We start from the raw sequence: 26444 nt of genomic DNA on the forward strand, positions 1-26444 counted from the left end.
GCGCCTCCCGTTACTTCGCCGCATTCGCCAGCATTTGCGCTTTTACGCACAGCTCCGCCGCTTTAAAGGCGTGCGCCTGGGTCATCGCCTTTTCGGTGCGATTCAGGCAGTCGAGGATTAGCTCGCCGAAGAACGGGAATCCCACCTGTCCGGCAACCGGATAGCGGAACTCCCCCTCTTTATTGACGAGATAGACCACGTCTTGTTCGCCACGGGTCAAATCAACGTATTTGCGGATTTCGATGTACCCGTCGGTCCCCAGTAGGGTCAGCCGCCCGTCTCCCCATGTGGAAAGCCCGTCGGGTGTAAACCAGTCGCAGCGGAAATAGCCGCTCGCGCCGTTTTCGCCGCTGAGCATGGCATCGCCGAAATCTTCAAAGTGCGGGTGCTGCGGATGATTAACATTGCGCGCCTGGCTGGCAATGACAGTGGCGTGGCTGTTGCCGGTATAAAAGAGAAACTGCTCAATCTGATGGCTGCCGATGTCGCACAGAATGCCGCCAAAATAGCGGCGATCGTAGAACCAGTCCGGGCGGCCTTGCCCTTCGCGATGCGGACCGGTTCCCAGGGTTTGCACGACGCGGCCAATCGCGCCTTGTTTTACCAGCTGTCCGGCGAAAACGGCACTTTCGACGTGCAACCGCTCGCTGTAATAGACCGCGTATTTACGCCCGGTTTGCGCCACCATCGCTTTGGCATTGGCAAGCTGTTCCAGCGTGGTCAGCGGCGCTTTGTCGGTGAAATAGTCTTTGCCGGCGGCCATGGCTTTCAGCCCCAGCGCGCAGCGCTCGGACGGAACCGCGGCTCCGGCAACCAGCTGTACATCGGGATCGGCGAGGATCACCGCCAGCGACTCGGCGATCTTCACCTGTGGAAACTGCTGCACGAATTTATCCACCTTCGCCGGATCGGGATCGTACACCCATTTCAGCGTCGCCCCGGCTTCTGTCAGCCCGTTGCACATGCCGTAGATATGGCCATGGTCGAGCGCGGCGGCGGCAAAGATAAATTCGCCCGGCTGTACCACCGGCTGCGGTTTGCCAACGGGGGCGTAATTCATACCGTCGTTTTTCTTCATGTCAGATCCCCTGGTCCAGATTTTTGCCTAATGGAATGGCGCCCGCTTCGCTGAAATTCGCCACGCTGGCCGATTTTTGATAAAAGCGCGGGGCGAGGGCGTTGGTGCCACCGGTGCGATAAAACGGGTCGTCATGCGAAATGGGCAGGGAGACCACGCTTTTGGTTATCGCCGATTTATAGATAGCGGTGATCAACTCCAGCGAGCGCTTGCCCTGTACGCCATCCACCAGCGGAGCGGTACGCTGCTCAATGGCGCGAAGCATGTCGTGGATTTGCCCGGTGTGCAGCGTCCAGTCGAGTTTTGGCGTCTCGTGAAACACCGCATTTAGCTGCGTTTCGCGCGTCGTATCGTTTGTTTCCTGCGGAAAACCGTTGTCGGCGCTGACGCTGGCGAATGCCTCCCAGGGGGCGGAGATCCGCGCTTTATCGCCCTGAATAATGATCTTTTGATCTTCTCCGTGATGCACCACCGAGGCCGTGAGCTGGGTTAGCGCGCCGCCGGGATATTTGAAAATAGCGGCGCTCAGGTCTTCGACTTCGGCGTTGTCATGCGCCACGTTGCTCATCATCGCCACCACTTCGCAAGGAAATCCCAGCATCCACTGGATGGCGTCGATGTGATGCACCGCATGGTTAAGCGTGCAGCCGCCGCCCTCTTTTTCCCAGGTGCCGCGCCACCACAGATCGTAATAGCAGTGGCCGCGCCACCAGAAAGAGTCCACCTGCGCATGGCAAATCTTGCCCGCCAGCCCGGAATCCAGCGCCGCTTTTAAGCGCCAGAAAGCGTCAGTAAAGCGGTTTTGCGCAACGATCGATAGCGTCTTTCCGCTGGCTTTTTGCGCGGCGATCATCGCGTCGCACTCCTCCAGCGACGCGGCCATCGGTTTCTCGCACAGTACGTGACAGCCGGCGTTCAGGGCGTCGATGCTGATTTCGGCGTGGACGTAGGGCGGCGTGCAGACGTCGACGATATCAATGTCAGGTTCGGCGGCCAGCATCTGCTGGTGGCTGTCGTAGACCCGCGCGTGGTCGAGGTGGTAACGCGCTTTTTTCTCGTGCGCTTTTTCCGGGTAGATATCGACCAGTGCCACGATCCTGCAGCGCTGCCCATGCTCTAAATAGCTCTGAATATGGTTGTGAGAGATGTTCCCTGTCCCCACGATGGCGATATTTAACATCGTTGATTCTCCGGTGTTACCAGGTGCCCGAGGCATCCAGGGTGCGGCTGGTGGTCTCTTTCTCCACAGAAGTGGAGATGCGCTGCTGCAAAAGGCGCAGGTACTGTTTTTCGTCCAGCGGCAGCGTCACCCAGTCATCGGTCCAGGTCGAAAGGTGCATGGCGTTGGAGAGCGTCAGGCCGTTGATGCCTTCCTGCCCTGGCGCAATCAGCGGCTCGCCGCGCAGAACCGCAGCGCAAAAGTTGGCGGTAATCACGTGATGTTCGCTGCACTCAGGCGCGACGGGGAGGGAGACTTCCCAGCATTCCGGCTCGCCAAAGCCGTTTTGCCAGCGGGCGTTGAAAGCGGTTTCTGATTCGCGTAGTCGCCAGTAACGCAGCTTGCCCTCCTCAACCACCACTTTGCCGCGATCGCCGGTAATCTCCAGGCGATTGGTTCCCGGCGTTTCGGCGACGGTGGTGATAAACACCCCGGTTGCGCCGTTAGCGTATTCGGCGTAGGCGGTGACGTCGTCTTCCACTTCAATCTGACGATGTTTACCGAACTGACAAAACGCGCGCAGGCGTACCGGCATGCCGACCAGCCACTGCCAGAGATCCAGTTGATGCGGATCCTGATTCAGCAACACGCCGCCGCCTTCGCCCTTCCAGGTGGCGCGCCAGCCGCCGGAGTTGTAATAGCTTTGCGAGCGATACCAGTTGGTGATAATCCAGTTCGAGCGGCGGATTTTGCCCAGCTCGCCGCTGTCGATCAGATCTTTCACTTTCTGATAGAGCGGGTTAGGGCGCTGGTTATACATGATGCCAAACACCACATCGCACGCGCGCGCGCAGGCGTTCATCTCCTGCACCTGCGCGGTGTAAACCCCCGCAGGCTTTTCGCACAGGGTATGGATGCCGTGGCGCATCGCCATCATGGCGAGTCGGGGATGGTCATAGTGGGGCGTGGAGACAATCACCGCATCCACCAGCCCGCTGACGATCATCTCTTCGGCATCGTTAAACAGCGGAATCGAATCGCCCACTAACTTGCGGATGCCCGCATGCTTCACAGGATCGTTATCGCAGACCGCCGTCAGGCAGGCGTCTTTAACCGTGCCCGCTAATAAATAGCGCGCATGTAGCGTGCCGATATTACCTGTTCCAATAATGCCAAAACGTAGCTTTTCCATGTCACACCAGAATTTCAGTGAAAGAGTGATGAATGGAAAATAGGAAAGGGGAACCGCAGCGACAATGTGTTTTTGTGAGAATACTCGCAGGGCGTATAAGTAAAAACGCATGGATTTGAAATTTGGTTTTAAAATCAATGCGCTGTTTCTGCAAATATTTGCAGAAACTGAATGCGAGCGAGGTCACACTATGCCGGGCAAGCTAAAAATGGACGAAATTGCGGCGCTGACGGGCTATTCCATCAGCACCGTTTCGAGGGTGTTAAGCGGCAAATCGTATACCAGCGACAAGGCGCGTGAGGCCATCGTAAAGTGCGCGCGTGAGCTGGGCGTGATGGCGTCGCTGGCCAGTGGCCGGCTGTTAATCAACGGGATTGCCGTGTTTGCGCCGGAAAGAACCTTCCACGGGCGTGGCGATATTTTTTATCTTGAGGTCACAAAAGGTATTGCCGAAGCCAGTGCCCCACATGACGTCTGGGTGACGTATTGCGGATTAGAGGAAAAACGAGCGGATGTGAAATTATTCCTCGAAAAAGCCGGCCATAAAAATATTAACGCGATAATTATTATTGGCACCGACGATGCCACGATATTGAAACTGGCAACCACGCTGAATAAACCCTGCGTCCTGATTAATTCCATCGATCGGGAAATGACCCTGGACTCCGTTTCACCTGACCACCGCGCCATTGGTTTTATGGCGATGCGCCATCTTTTTGACCAGGGACACCGCCGCGTGCTGATCATGACCTGCCTGCGGCGGGAAACGCTCTACGCGCGCCTGGACGGTATCAAAGAGGCGTATCGCCATTTTCATGTCTCTTTTGATTCGCAGCACGATTTGCTGGTGATGGAAAATTTTGCGGCGGAGGAGGCGGAGCGTGCGCTGGACGATTGGCTTTCAACGCATGATAAAGCGCTGTGGCCGGAGGTGATCTTCCCCAACAGCATCAGCATGACGGAAGGGGTGCTGAAAGCGCTGCATCGTCATGGCGTCCGCGTGCCGGAAGAGATGTCGATCATGACCACCGACCTAAGCTGGAATCTGCAAAACCGGCTGGATACGCCCGTTACCGGGATTACCGTGCCGTGCCGTGAGCTGGGAATTGAGGCGGTTCACCTGCTGCAAATGCGTATGAACAGGCCGCAGGCGTCGGTATTTAACCTGATGTTGCAGGGCAAGGTGATGGATTATGGCTCCGTGAGTTCAGCCACGCGCCACGCCGCCCGCGTGGCGCTGGATGAGTGATCAGGCCAGCTGTGGCGGCAGGCAGACGCCGATCCCACCGATACCGCAGTAGCCGTACGGGTTTTTATGCAGATACTGCTGGTGGTCGTCCTCTGCATAGTAAAACGGTGTGGCGGTGGCAATTTCAGTGGTGACCTGGCGACGATCGCCCGCGGCGTGCATCGCTTCCTGGAAGCGCGTCAGGCTGGCGCGCGCAGCGGCATCCTGCTCAGGCGTGAGCGGATAAATGGCGGAACGGTACTGCGTACCATGGTCGTTGCCCTGCTGCATCCCTTGTGCCGGATCGTGGTTTTCCCAGAAAACCTGTAATAATTGGTCGTAGCGAATAATCGCAGGATCGTAGACCACGCGCACGGCCTCAGCATGGCCGGTCTCGCCGGAGCACACTTCGCGGTAGGTGGGATTGGGCGTATATCCACCGGTGTAACCCGCGGCGGTGCTATACACGCCCGGCAGTTGCCAGAAAAGGCGCTCGACGCCCCAGAAGCAGCCCATGGCAAAGAGGGCGATTTCCATCCCTTCCGGCACGTTGGTCATCGAGCGATCGTTCACGGCATGCAGTGTGGCTACCGGCATAGGGGTATTGCGTCCCGGTAACGCATCTGCTTGAGATACAAGATGCTTTTTGTCGAATAAACTCACGGTGGGGCCTCCCGGGCAGCGATGTTTCAGTTAAGGTTGTCATGAAGCGTGTAATTGAACACAATAAATACGCTGAATGAGTCTAGATTTAAACATAAGAAATATTAGGTCTCTCGGCCATTTTTCAACCCACTGATTGGGTTTTGGGCTTTATGCCGTGATACGCCGCGGAGCGGCACTTCAATTGCTTCCAGGGTGGAAACAAGGATATTCAGGAGAAAACGTGCCAAAGATCCGCCAGTTATGTTTGGTCAGTTTATTGCTGACAAGCGGAGTCGCCAGCGCGGCTAATGTCCGTTTGCAGGTTGAGGGGTTATCCGGGACGCTGGAAAAAAACGTGCGTGCGCAGCTGTCAACCATTCAGAGTGACGAAGTGACGCCGGACCGGCGCTTTCGCGCGCGCGTGGATGATGCGATCCGCGAAGGGCTAAAAGCGCTGGGTTACTATGAACCCACCATTGATTTCGACTTACGCCCGCCTCCGGCAAAGGGGAGACAGGTGCTGATTGCCCGCGTGTCGGCGGGTGAACCGGTGCTGATTGGCGGTACGAACGTCGTACTGCGCGGCGGTGCGCGTACAGACCGCGATTATCTGGATCTGCTGAGTACCCGTCCGAAAGTCGGCACCGTGCTGAATCACGGCGATTATGACCACTTCAAAAAAGAGTTAACCAGCGTAGCGCTGCGTAAAGGCTACTTCGACAGTCAGTTTAATAAAAGCCAGTTAGGCGTAGCCCTCGACAGACGTCAGGCGTTCTGGGATATCGATTACGACAGCGGCGAGCGCTACCGTTTTGGCGATGTCACCTTCGAAGGTTCGCAAATCCGCGACGAGTATCTGCAAAATCTGGTCCCGTTCAAAGAGGGCGAGTACTACCAGTCGAAAGATCTGGCGGAGCTGAACCGCCGCCTCTCTGCCACCGGCTGGTTTAACTCGGTGGTGGTGGCGCCCGAATTTGATAAAGCCCGTAAGACGAAAGTACTACCGCTGCATGGCGTGGTTTCACCGCGCACCGAAAATACGATTGAGACCGGTGTCGGCTATTCCACCGACGTGGGGCCGCGCGTGAAGGCCACGTGGAAAAAACCGTGGATGAACTCGTATGGCCACAGCCTGACGACCAGCGCGAGTATCTCTGCGCCGGAACAGCAGCTCGACTTCAGCTATAAAATGCCGCTGCTGAAAAACCCGCTTGAACAGTATTACCTGTTACAGGGCGGCTTTAAACGCACCGATCTGAACGACACCGAGCAGGACTCCACCACGCTTGCCGTGTCGCGCTTTTGGGACCTCTCCAGCGGCTGGCAGCGCGCAATTAACCTGCGCTGGAGTCTCGACCACTTTACCCAGGCGAATGTAACCAATACCACCATGCTGCTTTATCCGGGCGTGATGATTAGCCGTACGCGCTCGCGCGGCGGCCTGATGCCTGTCTGGGGCGATTCGCAGCGGTATTCGATTGATTATTCCAATACGGCGTGGGGATCGGACGTCGATTTCTCCGTGGTGCAGGCGCAAAACGTCTGGATCCGTACTTTCTATGATAAGCACCGTTTTGTCACCCGCGGCAACCTGGGCTGGATTGAAACCGGCGATTTCGAACGCGTGCCGCCGGACCTGCGCTTCTTTGCGGGCGGCGACCGCAGTATTCGCGGCTACAAATACAAATCCATCTCGCCCGAAAACGATAAAGGCCAGCTGACGGGAGCGTCAAAACTGGCGACCGGATCGCTGGAGTATCAGCACAACGTCTCCGGCAAATGGTGGGGGGCGATGTTTGTTGATGGCGGCGAGGCGGTGAACGATATCCGCAGAAGCGATTTCAAAACCGGCGCGGGTGTTGGCGTGCGCTGGCAATCCCCCGTTGGGCCAATCAAGCTCGATTTCGCCGTTCCGGTGGGGGATAAAGACGAGCACGGTTTACAGTTTTACATCGGTCTGGGGCCTGAATTATGAGTTTATGGAAGAAGATAAGCCTCGGCGTTCTGATTTTTATCCTGCTGCTGCTCGGTACGGTGGCATTCCTGGTGGGGACCACCACCGGCCTGCATCTGCTGTTTAACGCGGCAAACCGCTGGGTTCCTGGGCTGGAGATCGGCCAGGTCACGGGCGGCTGGCGCGATCTTAGCCTCAAGAATATTCGTTACCAGCAGCCCGGCGTGGCGGTCAACGCGGGTGAATTCCATCTGGCGGTTAAGCTGGGTTGTCTACGCGACAGCAGCCTGTGTGTGAACGATTTGTCGCTAAAAGACGTTAATGTGGCGATAGATTCGAAAAAAATGCCAAAGTCTGCGCCGGTCGAAGAGGAGGAGAGTGGTCCGCTGAATCTCTCGACTCCCTACCCGATTGCGCTGTATCGGGTTGCCCTTAATAACGTCAATATTAAGATCGACGACACAACCGTCTCGGTAATAGACTTCACCTCCGGCCTGCGCTGGCAGGAGAAGAATCTCACGCTGACGCCCACCGCGCTACAGGGGCTGCTGATTGCCCTGCCGAAAGTAGCAAAAGTGGCGCAGGAAGAGATTGTCGAACCGAAAATCCAGAACCCGCAGCCAGAAGAAAAACCGCTGGGTGAGACGCTTAAAGATCTCTTCTCGCAACCGGTTCTGCCGCAGATGACCGATGTCCATCTGCCGCTCAATCTGAATATCGAAGAGTTTAAAGGTGAACAGCTGAGACTGACCGGCGACACCGATCTGACGGTGTTCAATATGCTGCTGAAAGTCAGCAGCATCGACGGCGAGATGAAGCTCGACGCGCTGGATATTGATACCAACCAGGGCAGCGTTAACGCCACCGGTAACGCGCAGCTGCGTGATAACTGGCCTGTGGATTTCACCCTGAACAGCACGCTGAATATTGACCCGCTCAAGGGCGAAAAGGTGAAGCTGAAAGTGGGCGGCGCGCTGCGGGAGAAACTGGAGTTTGGCGTTAATTTGTCCGGCCCGGTCGATATGGTCCTGCGCGGGCAAACGCAGTTAGCCGAGGCCGGATTGCCGCTCAATCTGGAACTGGTCAGTGAACAGCTTTACTGGCCCTTCACGGGGGAGAAGCAGTTCCAGGCCGACGATCTGAAGCTCAAACTGAGCGGTAAAATGACCGATTACACGCTGTCGTTCCGTACGGCGGTGAAAGGGCAGAGCGTGCCGCCGGCGAATATTACTCTCGATGCGAAGGGCAACGAGCAGCAGATTAACCTCGATAAACTCTCCGTGGCGGCGCTGGAGGGTACAACGGAACTGACGGCGCTGCTCGACTGGCAGAAGGCGATCAGCTGGCGCGGCGAGCTTAAGCTTAACGGTATCAATACCGCCAAAGAGGTGCCGGACTGGCCGTCGAAGCTGAATGGTCTGATCAAAACGAGCGGAAGCTTGTACGGCGGCAGCTGGCAGGTGGATGTGCCGGAGATCAAAATCAGCGGCAACGTGAAGCAGAACAATGTGAACGTTGAAGGTGCGCTGAGAGGCAACAGCTATCTGCAATGGATTATCCCGAAACTGCACGTCGCGCTGGGGCGGAACACCGCGGATATCAAAGGTGAGCTGGGCGTTAAAGATCTCGATCTGGATGCCACTATTGATGCGCCTAATCTCGACAATGCGCTGCCTGGGCTTGGCGGAACGGCGAAAGGTCTGCTCAAAGTACGCGGTACGGTTGATGCGCCGCAGATTCTGGCCGACATCACTGCCAACAGTTTGCGCTGGCAGGAGCTGTCCATCGCTCGCGTTCTGCTGAAAGGGGATGTCAAATCCACCGACCAGATCGCGGGCAACCTGAATCTGCGCGTGGAGCGGATTTCCCAGCCGGATGTGAATATCAGCCTGGTGACGCTGGACGCGAAAGGCAGCGAGAAACAGCACGATCTCCAGCTGCGCGTGCAGGGCGAGCCGGTTTCTGGCCAGCTGCATTTGACCGGCAGTTTCGATCGCAAAGAAGAACGCTGGAAAGGCCTGCTGGATAACACCCGCTTTACGACCCCGGTTGGACCGCTGGCGTTGTCTCGTTCCATCGCGCTCGATTATCGCAACGCAGAGCAGAAAATCAGCATTGGGCCACACTGCTGGACGAACCCGAATGCCGAACTGTGTGTGCCGCAGACCATTGACGCGGGCGCAGAAGGGCGCGCGGTGGTCAATCTCAACCGCTTTGACCTGGCGATGCTAAAACCGTTTATGCCGGATACCACCCAGGCGAGCGGGGTATTTAGTGGTAAAGCGGATGTCTCGTGGGACACCACTAAAGAAGGGCTGCCGCAGGGGAACGTCACGCTCTCCGGACGTAACGTGAAGGTCACGCAGACGGTGAATGACGCGCCACTGCCGGTTGCCTTCGACACGCTGAATCTGACGGCAGACTTGCATAATAATCGCGCAGAACTGGGCTGGCTGATACGCCTGACCAATAACGGCCAGTTCGACGGTCAGGTGCAAATCACCGATCCGCAAGGACGGCGTAACCTGGGCGGCAACGTCAATATCCGCAATTTCAATCTCGCGATGGCGAACGCTATTTTCTCGCGCGGTGAAAAGGCCGCCGGCATGCTGAATGCCAATCTGAGACTGGCGGGGAATGTGCAAAGCCCGCAGCTGTTTGGGCAGATGCAGCTCAACGGCGTGGATATCGACGGTAACTTTATGCCGTTTGATATGCAGCCAAGCCAGATTGCGATGAACTTCAACGGGATGAGCTCGACGCTTGCTGGCGTGGTGCGTACCCAGCAGGGGCAGATTAACCTCAGCGGTGATGCCGACTGGAGTCAGATTGATAACTGGCGCGCGCGCGTAGCGGCGAAGGGCAGCAGAGTGCGGATCACCGTGCCGCCGATGGTGCGCCTGGATGTCTCGCCGGATGTGGTGTTTGAAGCCACGCCAAGCCTGTTTACCCTTGACGGGCGTGTCGATGTGCCGTGGGCGCGTATCGTGGTGCATGACGTACCGGAGAGCGCGGTCGGCGTCTCCAGCGACGAAGTGATGCTTAATAATAATCTGAAGCCGGCTGAACCGAAAAGTGCCGGTATTCCGATCAACAGTAATCTGATCGTTCACGTCGGAAACAACGTGCGTCTCGATGCGTTTGGTCTGAAGGCCCGACTCACGGGCGACCTGAAAGTGGCGCAAGATCAACAGGGACTTGGCCTTAACGGGCAGATCACTATTCCTGAAGGACGCTTCCACGCCTACGGTCAGGACCTGATTGTCCGTAAAGGTGAACTGCTGTTCTCCGGCCCGCCGGACCAGCCGCTGCTGAATATCGAAGCGATTCGTAATCCGGAAGCAACGGAAAACGACGTGATTGCCGGGGTGCGTGTGACCGGGACCGCCGACGAGCCGAAGGCGGAAATCTTCTCCGACCCGGCGATGTCGCAGCAGGAAGCCCTCTCCTATCTGCTGCGCGGACAGGGGCTGGATAGCCAGCAGAGCGACAGTGCGGCGATGACATCCATGTTAGTGGGCCTGGGGGTTGCACAAAGTGGGCAGGTTGTGGGTAAAATCGGCGAGACGTTTGGCGTAAGTAATCTGGCGCTGGACACCCAGGGGGTCGGTGACTCTTCGCAAGTGGTGGTCAGTGGCTATGTCCTGCCAGGTCTGCAGGTGAAATACGGTGTAGGGATCTTTGACTCACTGGCAACTCTCACGTTACGCTATCGCCTGATGCCTAAGCTATATCTGGAAGCGGTGTCTGGCGTAGACCAGGCGCTCGATTTGCTCTATCAGTTTGAGTTTTAGCAATGCGAATATTTGTATACGGCAGTTTACGAACCAAGCAAGGCAACAGTCACTGGATGACGAACGCCCAGTTGCTGGGTAATTACAATATTGAAAACTACCAGTTGTACAGTCTGGGCCACTATCCAGGCGCGGTTCCGGGGAACGGAACAGTACAGGGAGAGGTTTATCGTATTGATAATGCCACGCTAGCCGAACTTGATGCCTTGCGCACCAGGGGCGGTGAATATGCACGTCAGTTGATCCAGACCCCGTATGGGAGTGCATGGATGTATGTGTACCAGCGTCCGGTCGATGGATTGAAACTGATTGAAAACGGTAACTGGCTGGACAGAGACCAGTACTGATATGAACAACGCCACCTTCGGGTGGCGTTGTTTTTTGTGGGATTAAAACTCGATACGTGCGCCGAGATTATAGCGACGGCCTTCCAGCTGACCGTAGTCTCCCCAGGAGGTAGTGCGTTGCGGATCGGTATCGAACAGGTTGTAAACACCTGCCAGCAGCTGCGTATTTTTGTTCAGCTTATAACGTGCGCCGATATCCACCAGCGTGTAAGACTCATAATGCGTACCGCTGTTGCTGTCACGGTTGCTGCTGCGATAATTCGCCGTGCTCCACAGATCCAGCGCTTGCGTGGCGGCCCAGTTCAGTGACAGATTCGCCATGTGGCGTGGATAATCATTCAGCGCGTAGCCTTTATTCGCACCGGATTTCTGTTCGCTATGGTTCCAGGTGTAGTTGACGTTCGCTTTCAGCGCTTCGGTGACCTGCCAGTCGGCATTCAGCTCGATACCGTAAACGTCGGCTTCACTGACGTTGAAGTATTTATCCACCGAGTCTGCTTTATAACCATTAACCACACACTGGTGAGTGGCCGTTGTTTCACAGATCGTCTGCTCGGAGATTTTGTCCTTAAACTGGGTGTAGAACACGGTTCCATCCAGCGAAAGCGATTTCCCGGTCCAGTACAGGCCCGTTTCGGCGTTAATGCTTTTTTCCGGCTTCAGATCGTCATTACCTACCGTCAGGAACGGGTAAGGCGGCGTTGAGCCGTGCGGAGTAATAAACTGATCTGACGTGGCGCGCAGTTCGGGCTTTTTATAGCCCGCGGAGAGGCCGCCTTTCAGCGTCCAGGCGTCGTTAATCGCCCAGTTGCCGTACAGTTTTGGCGTGACGTGAGCGCCGAAATAGCTGTCGTAATCGCCGCGCGCAGAGGTGGTCAGGATGAAGTCGTTGATCGTCCAGCTGTCTTCTGCAAACAGCGCCCAGCCGTTTCGGGTCACTTCGGTGACTGGTTCTACGCCCGGCAACGTTTTGCCAGACTCATAGAAGTGGTCATTGAGCTCTTCACGGGTAAAGTTGGCGCCGACGGTGAGCTTATGATCATCGAAGGTAAAGGTCGTTTGCGAGTTGGCGACGTAGTTTTCGGTCTGCACATACTCTGGCGACGTGTTGTCCAGCAGATACTTCGAACGCCCTTTTTCGTAGTTGATATAGTTGGTTGTGGCGATAGTGTCATCGGCATACCAGCCGGTGTGGGTCAGGGTGACTGCATCGCGATCGAATTTCCACATCCACGGCGTACCGCGTTTTTTAGTGCGGTTTTTCTCTTGCTCGCCGACGACCACATTCAGATCGAACAGGTTATTGTCGCTGGCCTTGAGGCCCAAAGTGGCATCGACGGACTTACGGTTATGTTTGCCGAAGTAGTTCTGGCGCTCATCATCGCGGCGATCCAGTCCGTCTGCGGCAATGCTTAAGCCCAGTTTATCCTGAATCAACGGTCCCATCGCGAACAGGTTCAGCTGGCTGGTATTACCCAAATCCTTGTGCTCCTGCAGCCAGGTGTTCGCTGCGATCGCCCCCGTCCAGTCTTCCACGCCGTACGGTTTTTTGGTGATAACGTTAACCACGCCGCCGATGGCGTCAGAGCCATACAAAGAGGACATCGGCCCGCGAATCACTTCGATACGTTCGATGGCTTCCATCGGCGGTAAAAAGCCCGCTTCTGCACCGATATCCTGGCCATAAGGCCGCGATTCGCTGGTGTTCTGCTTGACGCTGTTGACCATAAACGCCGTATAGCTGGAGTCCATGCCGCGCATCATAATGCTGCCGTTGGCCATATCGCTGCCGCCGTTCGATACCGACACGCCGGGGATATTTTTAAGCGCGTCGCCGATGGTCTGGTCGGGCTGAATATCCAGCGTTTTACGATCGATACTTGAAATCGTCGCGGGCGCTTCTTTTTTCTGTTGTGAAAAGCCGGTCGCGGTGACCACCATTTCATCATCCGCCTGGGCGGATAAAGCCATACTGCCAGTGAATGCCACTATTCCTGTGAACGTAATAAGTTGACGCGTTTTCATAGCCATAAACCCAAAAGGAAAATAAAGAAAACGCCTTACGATCTGATGCCGCAAGGCGTGGTTTGTTATTGTGTCAGAGCTTATCGAGCGTAATTTTCAGCACGTAATCGGGGCGGTCTTTTGCCACTTTCTCATCTTGTTTAATGCTGGCGTACAGCACATTACTGTCAGAAGAGAGGGCGAGACTATTAGGCATGGCGTTGGTCGCAATGCTGTTTTTCAGCTGGTACGTTTTGCTGTCGATAATGCTGATGAGTTTGGCGTTGCGGTGGGTGACGTACACTTCGCTGCGCTTTTCGTTATAAAGCACCGCCAGCGAGTTGGTGACGTCGATATGGTCCAGCACCCGGCCAGTATTAATATCGACGACCAGCACCTGGGGTAAATCGGGATCGGTCAGGAAGGCACGATTATTTTTGCTGTCGAGGGCGATATTCAGGAAGAAATGTTTTTTCTCCGGTTCGACGGTGAATCGGCTGACAATTTTGTCGGTCGTTGTGTCTACGGCGATCAGTTCATTTCTGCCGTTAACCACATACAGGCGATTTTTCTGCGCATCCAGCGCCAGCCCGGTCGGATATTCACCCATATTGGTCAGGGTCGTGATCAGCTGACGCTTTTCGGTATCGACAACCCAGACGATCCCCTTTTCCACTACGCCCGAGACGTATAAGCGGTGGCGTTGTTTATCGAGCACCATTTCGCGGGTGTGGGCGATCTCTTTCGGGTTGCTGGTGTCGGCGAGCTGTATCACGGCCAGCTCTTTGCCGGTCCGGGTATCAATCAGAGTGACTGAACCTTCCAGCGTATTGCCCACGTAGAGGAGATGATTTTCTTCGTCCAGCGCGGTGGCAAATGCCCTGCGGCTGGTCTCGATGACGCCTGTTCCGGTCAGATCTTCGAGGTCCAGTTTGTATATTTTGCCCTGGGTTTTGTCTTTATCGAATGAGGGCGCGCTGGCGGCAAATAACACCTTTGCCTGGCCATCGTAAGCGAGTTCGTACACGCCGTGGCCCACGGGCTGAGTGACAAAATCTTTTTCTGGCAGCGGGGCGGCGAAACTCGTGACGCTGGTCAACATTAATGCCGCAGCGATGGCTGAGGCGACAGACGCTTTAAAGGTCTTCACATTGTGTAGGGTCATTGACGTTTATTCACATTTGTTTACGAACTGAAAATGATAATGAGATCTACTATCATTAGCAATTGCAACTTTGAGGTGAGTGCTACCTTTTCTGGTAGGTCAATAACCGGTTAAATCTTAAGGAGATAGGGGCAGGCAGGCATAAAAAAGCCCCGACTCGCGGGGCTTAGAACGGAGGGTAAGAATTACTTCTTAGCAGCGCGTTCGAAAGAGGCAACGATTTCAGCTTTTGCCGCTTCTGCGTTGTCCCAGCCGTCAACTTTAACCCATTTGCCTTTTTCGAGATCTTTGTAGTGCTCGAAGAAGTGGGTGATCTGTGCTTTCAGCAGTTCTGGCAGGTCGTTCACATCTTTAATGTGATCGTACTCTTTGCTCAGTTTGGTGTGCGGAACCGCAACCAGTTTCGCATCTTCACCGGCTTCGTCGGTCATTTTCAGAACGCCAACCGGACGGCAGCGAACCACAGAACCTGGGGCCAGTGGGTATGGCGTTGGGACCAGAACGTCTACCGGGTCGCCATCCAGGGACAGGGTGTGGTTGATGTAGCCGTAGTTGCACGGGTAGAACATCGCAGTGGACATGAAACGGTCAACGAACAGCGCACCGGTGTCTTTGTCGATTTCGTATTTGATAGGATCTGCGTTGGCCGGGATTTCGATAACAACGTAGATGTCTTCCGGCAGTTCTTTACCCGCAGGGACGTTGAGTAAGCTCATGTTGGTGTCCTTCAAAATAATGGTAAACAAGTGGCGAGTATTATAGCCAACTCGCGCTGAAAGTCTTCGCCTGTTTTCACTCCCAACCTCATCTGAACGCCATTTTCAGAGCGTTTCCATGACAGGAAAATCCATAAACACAGCCGCATAATTAATGCGCGAATGAAAGCGATTACAAACTTGTGATTAACGTTTTGTTCACTTTTCTGAAGTGTGATGTAACGCAATTCGTTACATCTTCTATTGGCTATAGTTTTTTCGCAGAACATCTTTTGACCAACAATAACCTGGGCTACGAGGACATCATTATGTGGAAGCGCTTACTTCTTGTCACAGCAGTTTCGGCAGCCATGTCGTCTATGGCAATGGCCGCACCCTTAACGGTCGGTTTTTCTCAGGTCGGGTCTGAATCCGGCTGGCGAGCAGCAGAAACCAGCGTTGCGAAAAGCGAGGCTGAAAAACGCGGTATTACGCTGAAAATCGCTGATGGCCAGCAAAAACAGGAAAACCAGATTAAAGCGGTGCGTTCATTCATCGCCCAGGGCGTTGACGCTATCTTCATCGCGCCAGTGGTGGCAACCGGCTGGGAACCGGTGCTGAAAGAGGCCAAAGACGCTGAAATTCCGGTCTTCTTGCTGGACCGTTCCATTGATGTCAAAGACAAATCTCTCTATATGACCACCGTCACCGCGAATAACGTGCTGGAAGGGCAACTGATTGGTGACTGGCTGATTAAGCAGGTGGATGGCAAGCCGTGTAACGTCGTTGAGCTGCAAGGAACGGTGGGTGCGAGCGTCGCCATTGACCGTAAGAAAGGCTTTGCTGAGGCCATCGCAAAAGCGCCAAACATCAAAATTATTCGTTCTCAGTCCGGCGACTTCACCCGCAGTAAGGGCAAAGAGGTCATGGAAAGCTTTATCAAGGCTGAAAACAACGGCAAGAACATCTGCATGGTATACGCGCACAACGATGACATGGTGATCGGAGCCATCCAGGCCATTAAAGAAGCGGGCCTGAAACCGGGCAAAGACATTCTCACCGGTTCAATCGACGGCGTACCGGACATCTACAAAGCGATGATCGACGGCGAAGCGAATGCCAGCGTCGAGCTGACGCCAAACATGGCCGGACCGGCGTTTGACGCACTCGAAAAATTCAAGAAAGACGGTACCAAACCAGAACAGCTGACCATCACCAAATCGACCCTCTACCTGCCTGATACAGCGAAAGAAGAGTTAGAGAAGAAAAAATCAATGGGCTATTGATGCCCTTGCCGCTCACCCCTCACCCCGCCCTCTCCCCCAAGGGGAGAGGGGGAAAGATAAGTCGGAGCAGAGAATTTAACAGGCACGATCAATCCTCTCCCCCAAGGGAGAGGGGGAAAGATAAGTCGGAGCTAAGAATTATCACTGGCACGATCAATCCTCTCCCACAAGGGAGAGGGGGAAAGGCAGGGCGGAGCAGAGAATTTATAACAGGCACGATCAATCCTCTCCCCCAAGGGGAGAGGGGGAAAGATAAGTCGGAGCAGAGAATTTAACAGGCACGATCAATCCTCTCCCCCAAGGGAGAGGGGGAAAGATAAGTCGGAGCAGAGAATAATCACTGGCACGATCAATCCTCTCCCACAAGGGAGAGGGGGAAAGGCAGGGCGGAGCAGAGAATAATCACTGGCACGATCAATCCTCTCCCACAAGGGAGAGGGGGAAAGGCAAAGCGGAGCAGAGAATTTATAACAGGTACGATCAATCCTCTCCCACAAGGGAGAGGGGGAAAGATAAGTCGGAGCAGAGAATAATCACTGGCACGATCAATCCTCTCCCACAAGGGAGAGGGGGAAAGGCAGGGCGGAGCAGAGAATTTATAACAGGCACGATCAATCCTCTCCCCCAAGGGGAGAGGGGGAAAGGCAGGGCGGAGCAGAGAATTATCACTGGCACGATCAATCCCCTCTCCCCTATGGGGAGAGGGTTAGGGTGAGGGGAAGAACGATGACCACCGAACAACACCAGGAAATCCTCCGCACGGAAGGTCTTAGCAAAAATTTCCCCGGGGTGAAGGCGCTGGATAACGTTGACTTCAGCCTGCGGCGTGGCGAAATCATGGCGCTGCTGGGAGAAAACGGAGCCGGAAAATCGACGCTCATCAAAGCGCTGACCGGGGTATATCACGCCGATCGCGGAACCATCTGGCTTGAAGGCCAGGCGATTTCGCCCAAAAACACCGCTCACGCCCAGCAGCTTGGCATCGGGACGGTATACCAGGAAGTCAATCTGCTGCCGAATATGTCGGTGGCGGATAACCTGTTTATTGGTCGCGAGCCGCGTCGGTTTGGCTTGCTGCGCAGGAAAGAGATGGAAAAACGGGCCACGACCCTGATGGAGTCCTATGGCTTTTCCCTCGACGTCCGCGAGCCGCTAAACCGTTTTTCAGTGGCGATGCAGCAGATCGTCGCGATTTGCCGGGCGATCGATCTCTCCGCCAAAGTGTTGATCCTCGATGAACCCACCGCCAGCCTCGATACCCAGGAAGTGGAGATGCTCTTTACCCTGATGCGTCAGTTGCGCGATCAGGGAGTCAGCCTGATTTTCGTCACCCATTTTCTCGATCAGGTTTACCAGGTCAGCGATCGCATTACGGTTCTGCGTAACGGCAGTTTTGTCGGCTGCCGTGAAACCTGCGAGCTGCCGCAGATCGAGCTGGTGAAAATGATGTTGGGCCGTGAGCTGGACACGCACGCGCTGCAACGCGCCGGGCGTACGTTGCTAAGCGATAAACCGGTCGCGGCATTTAAAGATTTTGGGAAGAAAGGCACGATTACGCCGTTCAACCTCGAAGTGCGCCCCGGCGAGATCGTCGGTCTGGCGGGGCTGTTGGGATCAGGCCGTACCGAAACCGCCGAAGTGATTTTTGGCATTAAACCTGCCGACAGCGGTAGCGCGATGATCAAGGGCAAACCTCACACACTACGCTCGCCGCACCAGGCCTCCTGTCTCGGCATCGGTTTTTGCCCGGAAGACAGGAAAACGGACGGTATTATCGCCGCCGCGTCGGTGCGTGAAAATATTATTCTGGCACTCCAGGCGCAGCGCGGCTGGCTGCGCCCGATTCCGCGCAAAGAACAGAACGCGATTGCGGAACGATTCATCCGTCAGCTCGGTATTCGTACGCCCAGCGCGGAACAGCCCATCGAGTTTCTCTCCGGCGGTAACCAGCAAAAAGTCCTGCTTTCCCGCTGGCTGTTGACCAAACCCCAGTTCCTGATCCTTGATGAACCGACACGCGGCATCGACGTTGGCGCGCATGCGGAAATTATCCGCCTGATCGAAACGCTCTGTGCCGACGGGCTGGCGCTGCTGGTCATCTCCTCCGAGCTTGAAGAGCTGGTGGGGTATGCCGATCGCGTCATCATTATGCGCGATCGTAAGCAGGTGGCAGAGATCCCGCTGGATGAACTTTCCGTTCCGGCGATCATGAATGCCATCGCGGCATAAGGAGTTACTCGTGATGCCCCGTTCACTTCCTCATACCACAGCGTCAAAGCGCCGCTTCAACTGGCCAACCGGCACGCCGCAGATCGTGGCGTTGTTGTTAGTGCTGGTGGTGGATAGCCTTGTGGCACCGCATTTTTTTCAGATCATTTTGCAGGATGGCCGCCTGTTCGGTAGCCCCATTGATATCTTAAACCGCGCCGCGCCGGTGGCGCTGCTGGCTATCGGGATGACGCTGGTCATTGCCACCGGGGGGATCGATCTTTCCGTGGGCGCGATCATGGCTATCTCGGGCGCCACCGCGGCGTCGATGACCGTCTCCGGACACAGCCTGCCGGTGGTGTTGCTGGCGGCGCTGGGAACGGGCGTGCTGGCCGGGCTGTGGAACGGGATACTGGTTTCCATTCTCAAAATTCAGCCATTTGTCGCCACGCTGATTTTGATGGTGGCCGGACGCGGCGTCGCGCAGCTTATTACCTCAGGGCAGATTGTCACCTTCAACTCCCCGGATTTAGCGTGGATCGGCAGCGGCAAACTGTTGCTGTTCCCCACACCGGTGATGATTGCGCTGGTGACGCTGATCGTGTTCTGGCTGTTTACCCGCAAAACCGCGCTCGGCATGTTTATCGAGGCGGTCGGAATTAACATTCGGGCGGCAAAAAATGCCGGGGTCAGCACCCGTCTGGTGGTGATGCTGACCTATGTTCTCAGCGGTGTCTGCGCCGCCATCGCGGGGATTATCGTCGCTGCGGATATCCGTGGCGCCGATGCCAACAATGCCGGGCTGTGGCTCGAGCTGGATGCGATTCTGGCGGTGGTGATTGGCGGCGGATCGCTGATGGGCGGGCGCTTTAATCTGCTGCTGTCGGTGATTGGCGCGCTGATTATTCAGGGTATGAATACCGGTATTTTGCTTTCTGGCTTCCAGCCGGAGCTCAACCAGGTCGTCAAGGCGGTCGTTGTGCTCTGCGTGCTGATTGTTCAGTCGTCGCGCTTTATTAGCATCGTTAAGGGGATTCGCGGCCATGATAAAACGTAATTTACCGCTGATGATCACGCTGGGCGTTTTCGTACTGGGTTATCTCTACTGCCTGACGCAATTCCCCGGGTTTGCCTCCACGCGGGTGATTTGTAACATCCTCACGGATAATGCTTTTTTGGGCATTATTGCCGTTGGCATGACCTTCGTGATCCTCTCCGGCGGAATCGATCTCTCCGTCGGCTCGGTGATCGCCTTTACCGGCGTGTTCCTCGCCAAAGCGATAGGCTTTTGGGGGATCTCACCGCTGCTGGCCTTCCCGCTGGTGCTGGTGATGGGTTGCGCGTTCGGGGCGTTTATGGGGCTGTTAATTGACGCGCTGAAAATCCCGGCATTTATCATCACGCTAGCCGGGATGTTTTTCCTGCGCGGCGTTAGCTATCTGGTGTCCGAAGAGTCGATCCCGATTAATCACCCGATCTACGAGACTCTTTCCGATCTGGCCTGGAAAATCCCCGGCGGCGGTCGCCTGAGCGCGATGGGGCTGCTGATGCTGGGCGTGGTGGTCATCGGGATTTTCCTCGCCCACCGCACCCGTTTCGGTAATCAGGTGTATGCCATTGGGGGAAGCGCCACGTCGGCAAACCTGATGGGAATCTCCACCCGCAGCACCACTATTCGCATCTATATGTTGTCTACCGGTCTGGCGACGCTGGCCGGTATTGTTTTTTCCGTTTATACCCAGGCGGGCTACGCGCTGGCTGGGGTTGGGGTTGAGCTGGACGCGATCGCCTCGGTCGTCATTGGCGGCACGCTGCTCAGTGGGGGCGTCGGAACCGTGTTGGGCACGCTGTTCGGCGTGGCGATCCAGGGGTTGATCCAGACCTATATAAACTTTGATGGCACCCTGAGTTCCTGGTGGACCAAAATTGCGATTGGGATTTTGCTGTTCATCTTTATCGCGCTGCAGCGTGGCCTGACAGTGCTGTGGGAGAACCGCTTAAGCTCGCCGGTGACGCGCGTGAGCACCACCACCATCAACCGATAACACTCTGAATTTGCTTAAAGTGTAAACTTTTTCCGGTAGCGGTCGATAACCTTATTTTATGTCCAGAATTATCTTGCTACCGGAAATAACATCATGCTGAAAACGCTATCGATTCGTACCGGCTTGCTTTCGTTACTGGCCGTTATGACCCTTCTGCTGCTGATTGTCAGCGGCATTGGCATTTATGCCCTCACACAGAGCTCCTCCTCTTTGCAGCGCATCAATCACCTTCAGGGTGAACAGATGATCAAGCTGAACGCGGGTTATACCCTGATTTTGCGCGCCCGTAATGAAGCCAGTCAGGCCGTCCGTTTGATGGAAATCGGCATGCTGGATGATGCCGCCAAATCCGTGCAGAACATTAATCGTGAAGTGACCCAGGCCCAAAAAACGCTGAAGACGGTAATTGATAGCGGCGTTGAGGATAGTGAGGGGCAAAAGCTTCTGGACAACGTCGCGGCAAGCCTTGCCGTATATAACACTGACGGCATCACCCCGATGCTGGCCGCGCTGAATCAACAAAGCGCCGATGGCTATTATGATCTGCTGGAGAATAAGCTGATCCCGGTCGCCCGTCAGTTCGACAACGATATGCAGGCGTTTCAGGCGTGGAGCGAATCTCGCGGAAACGCTGAAGTGAAAGCCGTGCAGTCAAGCAAAAATCGCGTGATGATGTTCATCGTGATCGCTGCGTTGATCACCGCTGGCGTGATCGTCCTGGCCTGGCTGCTGCTGCGTCATATGCTGCTCAAACCGCTCTCAACCTCGATTTCTCAACTGGAACATGTGGCGGCGGGGGATTTAACCCACAGTCTGAGCGAACCGGCCAGCCAGGAATTTAATCGCCTGAATGCGGCGATTGAAGGGATGCGTCAGTCACTCATGGGCTCGGTGCTGCGCGTGCGTGATGCCAGTTCGCAGATCGATACGGGCAGCCGCGAGCTGACCGCCGGAAACATGGATCTGGCCCAGCGTACGGAATCGACGGCAACATCGCTCGAACAGACAGCGGCGAGCATGGAAGAGATCACCGCCACCGTGAAACAAAACGCGGACAACGCCGAGCAGGCGCACCAGATGGCGAAACGAGTCTCTGATACCGCGGACCACGGCAGCGAAATGGTGTGCTATGTCATTGAAAAAATGCGCGATATTTCGGGAAGCTCCGCGCGTATTGCCGATATTCTTAGCGTGATCGACGGGATCGCATTCCAGACCAACATTCTGGCGCTGAACGCCTCGGTGGAAGCGGCGCGCGCGGGTGAGCAGGGGCGCGGTTTTGCAGTGGTCGCCGGTGAAGTCCGCAATCTCGCCAGCCGAAGCGCCGACGCGGCGAAAGAGATCCGCACGCTGATTAGCGATTCACAAACGCACGTTAACGAAGGTAGCGAACTGGCGCAGCAAGCCGGTGAGACGATGGATGAGATCGCCACCGAAGTGTTACGGATGACCAAACTGATGCGTGAGATCGCCAATGCTTCTCTGGAGCAAAGCCGCGGGATCGAGCAGGTCAATATTGCGGTCAATCAGATGGACGAAACCGCGCAGCAAAACGCTGCGCTGGTACAGCAATCTTCCGCCGCAACGCGATCTCTGGAACAGCAGTCACGAGAGTTAATTGAAGCCATGTCCTCTTTTAAACTGACGGCACAAACGGCCTGATAAAATAAACTCTGGCGTGTTATGCGTCAGGGTTTACGCTTCCGCAGTATTGACCGCACCAATATTCTGATGAATATCCGCCATTAAATTCTCCAGCGAGTGGGTTAATTGTAGCGCTTTGTTTGTTGGCTCCAGATATAAACCTTTACGAATAAATAACGGTTCATCAAAGAGCTGGTTAAATCGTTTTAACGCAAGACTGACCGCCGGGCGCGACATCTCCAGGCGCACAGAGGCTTTCGCCATGCTGCCGCAGCGAACGATTTCAATAAATACGGGGATGAGATTTAAATCGATACCGGTGTTTGCACGTGAAAAATTTTGCATTGCACAGCGTCTCCTCTGAATAAATAATCAATTATTCAGAATAATGCGCGAGTAGTGGCGAATATTAAAGCGAGATTTTTATATTAATTTATACGGTAAAATATATAAATAAGAACGGGGAGTCTGGCTCCCCGTTATAATAATGTTACGCGTCCGGGTACTCGCGGATTAAACGCTCAACATCTTCAACCATATGGTCGTTACCCACAAAGAAAGAGCGGCGCTGGTGCAGGCTGTGCGGAATGATATCCAGAATACGCTCTTTACCATCGCTCGCCTTGCCGCCGGCCTGTTCGGCCAGGAACGCCATTGGGTTGCATTCGTACAGCAGACGCAGTTTTCCTTCCGGGTGGCTGGCGGTGCTTGGGTAGAGATAAATGCCGCCTTTCAGCAGGTTACGGTGGAAATCAGCCACCAGAGAACCGATATACCGCGAGGTATATGGGCGCTGCGTCAGCTTATCTTCTTCCTGGCAGAATTTGATGTATTTCTTCACACCATTCGGGAATTTGATGTAGTTGCCTTCGTTAATAGAGTACGTGCTGCCGCTTGCCGGGAAGCGCATACGTTCCTGGCTGAGGCAGAACACACCCAGTGACGGATCGTAGGTAAAAGCGTGTACGCCGCAGCCTGTGGTGTAAACCAGCATGGTGGAGGAGCCATAAACCACATACCCGGCAGCAACCTGCTTGTTGCCCGGCTGGAGGAAATCTTCTTCGGTGACCGGCGTGCCAACAGGCGTGACGCGGCGATAGATAGAGAAAATGGTCCCGACAGAAACGTTGACGTCGATGTTAGAGGAGCCATCCAGGGGATCCATCAGCACGACATATTTGGCATGTTCGCACCCTTCGAAAACGACGATTTCATCTTCTTCTTCAGAGGCGATACCCGCAACGATGTCGCGTGCGCGCAGTGCAGCTTTCAGTTTTTCATTGGCGAACAGATCGAGTTTTTGCTGAACCTCGCCCTGAACGTTTTCGGCACCGCTGGCACCCAGGATATCGACCAGACCGGCCTTATTGATATCGCGGTGGATGATCTTCGCACCGAGCTTTATTGCCGACAGCAAAGCAGTGAGCTCACCGGTAGCATGAGAGAACTCATGCTGCTTTTCGACAATAAATTCACCTAACGTTTTCATAACACTTTCCCTGAATCGTATGTTGAGTAAAGCGATCGTATGTTCACTAAAACGACTAAAGCCCAACAATCTTAACAAACATTCAAATATTAGCGCAGAGGTGAATCGCGCCAGCAAAATACGGATTTACCTGAAATGCGTTTCTCTGCGGCTGACATGTGAGTAAAATGTGCGCCACACAGAAGAGGGATAGTGACGTATGCGCATTCATATATTGGGGATTTGTGGCACTTTCATGGGCGGACTGGCGATGCTGGCGCGCTCTTTGGGCCATGAAGTGACAGGTTCGGACGCCAATGTTTATCCGCCGATGAGCACCTTGCTTGAGAAGCAAGGTATTGATCTCATTCAGGGATATGACGTCAGCCAGCTCGACTCACAGCCGGATCTGGTGATCATTGGCAACGCCATGACCCGGGGGAATCCGTGTGTCGAAGCCGTGCTGGAGCGCAACATTCCTTTCATGTCCGGTCCGCAGTGGCTGCATGATTTCATTCTCCGCGATCGTTGGGTCGTTGCGGTGGCCGGTACGCACGGTAAAACCACTACCGCCGGAATGGCGACCTGGATTCTTGAAGCCTGCGGCTACAAGCCCGGCTTTGTCATCGGTGGTGTGCCGGGGAATTTCGAGGTCTCCGCGCGTCTGGGCGATAGCCCATTCTTTGTGATTGAAGCCGATGAGTACGACTGCGCGTTCTTCGATAAGCGCTCTAAATTTGTGCATTACTGCCCGCGCACGCTGATCCTCAACAACCTTGAGTTCGATCACGCGGACATCTTTGACGATCTGAAGGCCATTCAGAAACAGTTCCACCATCTGGTGCGTATCGTGCCGGGCCAGGGCCGTATCATTTATCCTGAGAATGACATCAACCTGAAGCAGACGATGGCGATGGGCTGCTGGAGCGAACAGGAGCTGGTGGGTGAGCAGGGTCACTGGCAGGCGAAGAAGCTGACCACCGATGCGTCCGAGTGGGAAGTGTGGCTGGACGGCGAGAAAGTCGGCGAAGTGAAGTGGGAACTGGTCGGCGAACATAACATGCACAATGGCCTGATGGCGATTGCTGCGGCGCGTCATGTCGGTGTACTGCCAGCTGATGCGGCAAACGCGCTGTGTTCCTTCATCAACGCCCGTCGTCGTCTTGAGCTGCGCGGCGAAGCCAACGGCGTCACCGTGTACGACGATTTTGCCCATCATCCGACGGCCATTCTGGCAACGCTTGCGGCATTACGCGGTAAAGTGGGTGGAACAGCGCGCATTCTGGCCGTGCTGGAACCTCGCTCGAACACCATGAAAATGGGGATCTGTAAAGACGATCTGGCCCCTTCTTTGGGTCGCGCCGATGAAGTCTTCTTGCTGCAACCACAGCATATTCCGTGGCAGGTGGCCGAAGTTGCCGAGGCGTGTATTCAGCCCGCGCACTGGCATGCTGACGTCGATACGCTGGCGGAGATGATCGTCAAAACGGCACAGCCGGGCGATCACATTCTGGTGATGAGTAACGGTGGTTTTGGTGGGATTCATCAGAAACTGCTGGATGGTCTGGCGAAGAAAGCGGAAGCCGCTGAGTAACGATTGCCCCTCACCCCGACCCTCTCCCCAAAGGGGCGAGGGGGAAAACCGCACCGGCTAGCCTCCTCACCCCAAGGGATGAGGGGGAAAACTTCACCGGCCAGTCCCTTATCTCCAGAGGGGCGAGGGGAAAATCGCACCGGCCGTCCCTTTATCCCCAAGGGACGAGGGAGGAAAACCGCACCGGCCAGCCCCTTATCCCCAGAGGTATGAGGGGAAAACCGCACCGGCCAGTCCCTTATCCCCAGAGGGATGAGGAGGAAAACCGCATCGGCCAGTCTCCTCTCCCCAGAGGTATGAGGAGAAAACTGCACCGGCCAATCCCCTCTCCCCTCTGGGGAGAGGGTTAGGGTGAGGGGACAAGCGCTCTGAATCTTAACCTTCGTTTTCAGCCAGTTCGCGCAGATACTGGAAAATCAGACGCGCAGATTTCGGCGGCTTATTCCCTTCTTTCTCTTTCTTCGCGTTACGGATAAGCGAACGCAACTGCTGGCGGTCGGCATCTGGCCACAGATTCAACACTTCTGCGACCGCTTCATCGCCTTGATCAACCAGACGATCGCGGATCTGCTCAAGCTTATGGAACAGCGCAACCTGCTGGTTGTGGCGGTTTTTCAGCTTATCCAGCGCCTGGCGAATGGGTTCTACGTCACGCTGGCGCAGCATTTTACCGATCAGCTGAAGCTGGCGGCGGCGGCCTTCTTTTTTGATTCGTTGGGCCAGTTCAATGGCACCGCGCAGATCCGGGTCGAGCGGGAGTTTATCCAGCGCGTTCTTACCCAGCTCTACCATTTCCGCACCAAGTTGTTTTAACTCTTCGGCGTCACGTTTAATTTCACTTTTACTGACCCAGATGATTTCATCATCTTCGTCTTCGATGTCATCACCGGGAACGTCGTCGAGCCAGTCGTCGGGCTGCTTAGTCATGTCAGGCTCCT

20 protein-coding genes are annotated in these 26444 nt (G+C 55.3%); 10 read left to right on the forward strand and 10 right to left on the reverse strand.

The annotated features are described in order from the left end of the window. Window positions 1–10: 10 nt before the first annotated feature. From SOM82_RS02260 to SOM82_RS02270, 3 genes are read right to left on the reverse strand one after another with little or no spacing between them, the layout of a single operon-like run. Window positions 11–1078, reverse strand: a complete 1068-nt coding sequence (locus SOM82_RS02260; RefSeq protein WP_320460770.1) for a Gfo/Idh/MocA family protein — start codon at window positions 1076–1078, stop codon at window positions 11–13. Window position 1079: 1 nt separating this feature from the next. Continuing rightward, window positions 1080–2258 (reverse strand): Gfo/Idh/MocA family protein, encoded by a 1179-nt coding sequence (locus SOM82_RS02265; RefSeq protein WP_320460771.1) that lies wholly within the window; start codon window positions 2256–2258, stop codon window positions 1080–1082. 16 nt (window positions 2259–2274) lie between these two features. Then, entirely contained in the window at window positions 2275–3429 is a 1155-nt protein-coding gene (locus SOM82_RS02270) for a Gfo/Idh/MocA family protein (protein ID WP_320460772.1), read from the reverse strand. A 190-nt stretch (window positions 3430–3619) separates the two neighbouring features. Between SOM82_RS02270 and SOM82_RS02275 the strand changes: the two genes are divergently transcribed. Then, window positions 3620–4678, forward strand: a complete 1059-nt coding sequence (locus tag SOM82_RS02275) for a LacI family DNA-binding transcriptional regulator (protein ID WP_154127051.1) — start codon at window positions 3620–3622, stop codon at window positions 4676–4678. Here the strand turns inward: SOM82_RS02275 and msrA are convergent, their stop codons facing one another. Then, window positions 4679–5320 (reverse strand): peptide-methionine (S)-S-oxide reductase MsrA, encoded by a 642-nt coding sequence (gene msrA, locus SOM82_RS02280; RefSeq protein ID WP_320460773.1) that lies wholly within the window; start codon window positions 5318–5320, stop codon window positions 4679–4681. A gap of 223 nt (window positions 5321–5543) precedes the next feature. Here msrA and tamA point away from each other — a divergent pair, with 223 nt between their 5' ends. Genes tamA through SOM82_RS02295 form a run of 3 tightly spaced genes read left to right on the forward strand, consistent with a single transcriptional unit; the run spans window position 5544 to window position 11397 of the window. After that, window positions 5544–7277, forward strand: coding sequence for an autotransporter assembly complex protein TamA (gene tamA / locus SOM82_RS02285; protein WP_320460774.1), 1734 nt, complete (start codon window positions 5544–5546; stop codon window positions 7275–7277). After that, window positions 7274–11050, forward strand: coding sequence for an autotransporter assembly complex protein TamB (gene tamB, locus SOM82_RS02290; protein WP_320460775.1), 3777 nt, complete (start codon window positions 7274–7276; stop codon window positions 11048–11050). The genes tamA and tamB overlap by 4 nt, the downstream gene beginning before the upstream one ends. Before the next feature lie 2 nt (window positions 11051–11052). Continuing rightward, a complete protein-coding gene (locus SOM82_RS02295) occupies window positions 11053–11397 on the forward strand; it encodes a gamma-glutamylcyclotransferase family protein (protein ID WP_154126993.1) in 345 nt (114 codons plus the stop codon). A 42-nt stretch (window positions 11398–11439) separates the two neighbouring features. On the opposite strand, the gene SOM82_RS02300 is transcribed toward SOM82_RS02295, so the two are convergent. From SOM82_RS02300 to ppa, 3 genes are all read right to left on the reverse strand, one after another. Continuing rightward, window positions 11440–13422, reverse strand: coding sequence for a TonB-dependent receptor domain-containing protein (locus SOM82_RS02300; RefSeq protein WP_414672119.1), 1983 nt, complete (start codon window positions 13420–13422; stop codon window positions 11440–11442). Window positions 13423–13495: 73 nt separating this feature from the next. Next, the gene (gene yncE / locus SOM82_RS02305) at window positions 13496–14566 is read right to left on the reverse strand and encodes a 7-bladed beta-propeller protein YncE (protein WP_320460777.1); all 1071 of its coding nucleotides are present in this window, start codon (window positions 14564–14566) and stop codon (window positions 13496–13498) included. Window positions 14567–14751: 185 nt separating this feature from the next. Then, window positions 14752–15282, reverse strand: a complete 531-nt coding sequence (gene ppa / locus SOM82_RS02310; protein WP_064324598.1) for an inorganic diphosphatase — start codon at window positions 15280–15282, stop codon at window positions 14752–14754. A 308-nt stretch (window positions 15283–15590) separates the two neighbouring features. Between ppa and ytfQ the strand changes: the two genes are divergently transcribed. The 5 genes from ytfQ (at window position 15591) to SOM82_RS02335 (ending at window position 22462) form a co-directional block, all read left to right on the forward strand. Further along, a complete protein-coding gene (gene ytfQ / locus SOM82_RS02315; RefSeq protein WP_154127052.1) occupies window positions 15591–16547 on the forward strand; it encodes a galactofuranose ABC transporter substrate-binding protein YtfQ in 957 nt (318 codons plus the stop codon). A gap of 726 nt (window positions 16548–17273) precedes the next feature. Beyond that, on the forward strand, window positions 17274–18776 hold the full coding sequence (gene ytfR / locus SOM82_RS02320; protein WP_320460778.1) for a galactofuranose ABC transporter, ATP-binding protein YtfR: 1503 nt from the start codon (window positions 17274–17276) through the stop codon (window positions 18774–18776). 10 nt (window positions 18777–18786) lie between these two features. Next, entirely contained in the window at window positions 18787–19812 is a 1026-nt protein-coding gene (ytfT, locus tag SOM82_RS02325; RefSeq protein ID WP_320460779.1) for a galactofuranose ABC transporter, ATP-binding protein YtfT, read from the forward strand. After that, window positions 19799–20800 (forward strand): galactofuranose ABC transporter, permease protein YjfF, encoded by a 1002-nt coding sequence (yjfF, locus tag SOM82_RS02330; protein WP_320460780.1) that lies wholly within the window; start codon window positions 19799–19801, stop codon window positions 20798–20800. The genes ytfT and yjfF overlap by 14 nt, the downstream gene beginning before the upstream one ends. A gap of 93 nt (window positions 20801–20893) precedes the next feature. Continuing rightward, complete coding sequence (locus SOM82_RS02335) at window positions 20894–22462, forward strand: methyl-accepting chemotaxis protein (protein ID WP_154126998.1); 1569 nt, start codon at window positions 20894–20896, stop codon at window positions 22460–22462. Between the two features lie 33 nt (window positions 22463–22495). Here the strand turns inward: SOM82_RS02335 and SOM82_RS02340 are convergent, their stop codons facing one another. Together SOM82_RS02340 and fbp are read right to left on the reverse strand one after the other, a co-directional pair. Continuing rightward, complete coding sequence (locus SOM82_RS02340; RefSeq protein WP_154126999.1) at window positions 22496–22789, reverse strand: helix-turn-helix domain-containing protein; 294 nt, start codon at window positions 22787–22789, stop codon at window positions 22496–22498. A gap of 145 nt (window positions 22790–22934) precedes the next feature. Then, window positions 22935–23933: a class 1 fructose-bisphosphatase gene (gene fbp, locus SOM82_RS02345; RefSeq protein WP_154127000.1), complete on the reverse strand. Its 999-nt coding sequence runs from the start codon at window positions 23931–23933 to the stop codon at window positions 22935–22937. Window positions 23934–24132: 199 nt separating this feature from the next. Here fbp and mpl point away from each other — a divergent pair, with 199 nt between their 5' ends. Further along, the gene (gene mpl / locus SOM82_RS02350) at window positions 24133–25506 is read left to right on the forward strand and encodes a UDP-N-acetylmuramate:L-alanyl-gamma-D-glutamyl-meso-diaminopimelate ligase (RefSeq protein WP_320460781.1); all 1374 of its coding nucleotides are present in this window, start codon (window positions 24133–24135) and stop codon (window positions 25504–25506) included. 375 nt (window positions 25507–25881) lie between these two features. On the opposite strand, the gene yjgA is transcribed toward mpl, so the two are convergent. Then, window positions 25882–26433, reverse strand: coding sequence for a ribosome biogenesis factor YjgA (yjgA, locus tag SOM82_RS02355; protein ID WP_154127002.1), 552 nt, complete (start codon window positions 26431–26433; stop codon window positions 25882–25884). Between the last annotated feature and the right edge of the window lie 11 nt (window positions 26434–26444).

The organism is Lelliottia sp. CFBP8978 (assembly GCF_034046055.2).
Taxonomy (GTDB): Bacteria; Pseudomonadota; Gammaproteobacteria; order Enterobacterales; family Enterobacteriaceae; genus Enterobacter.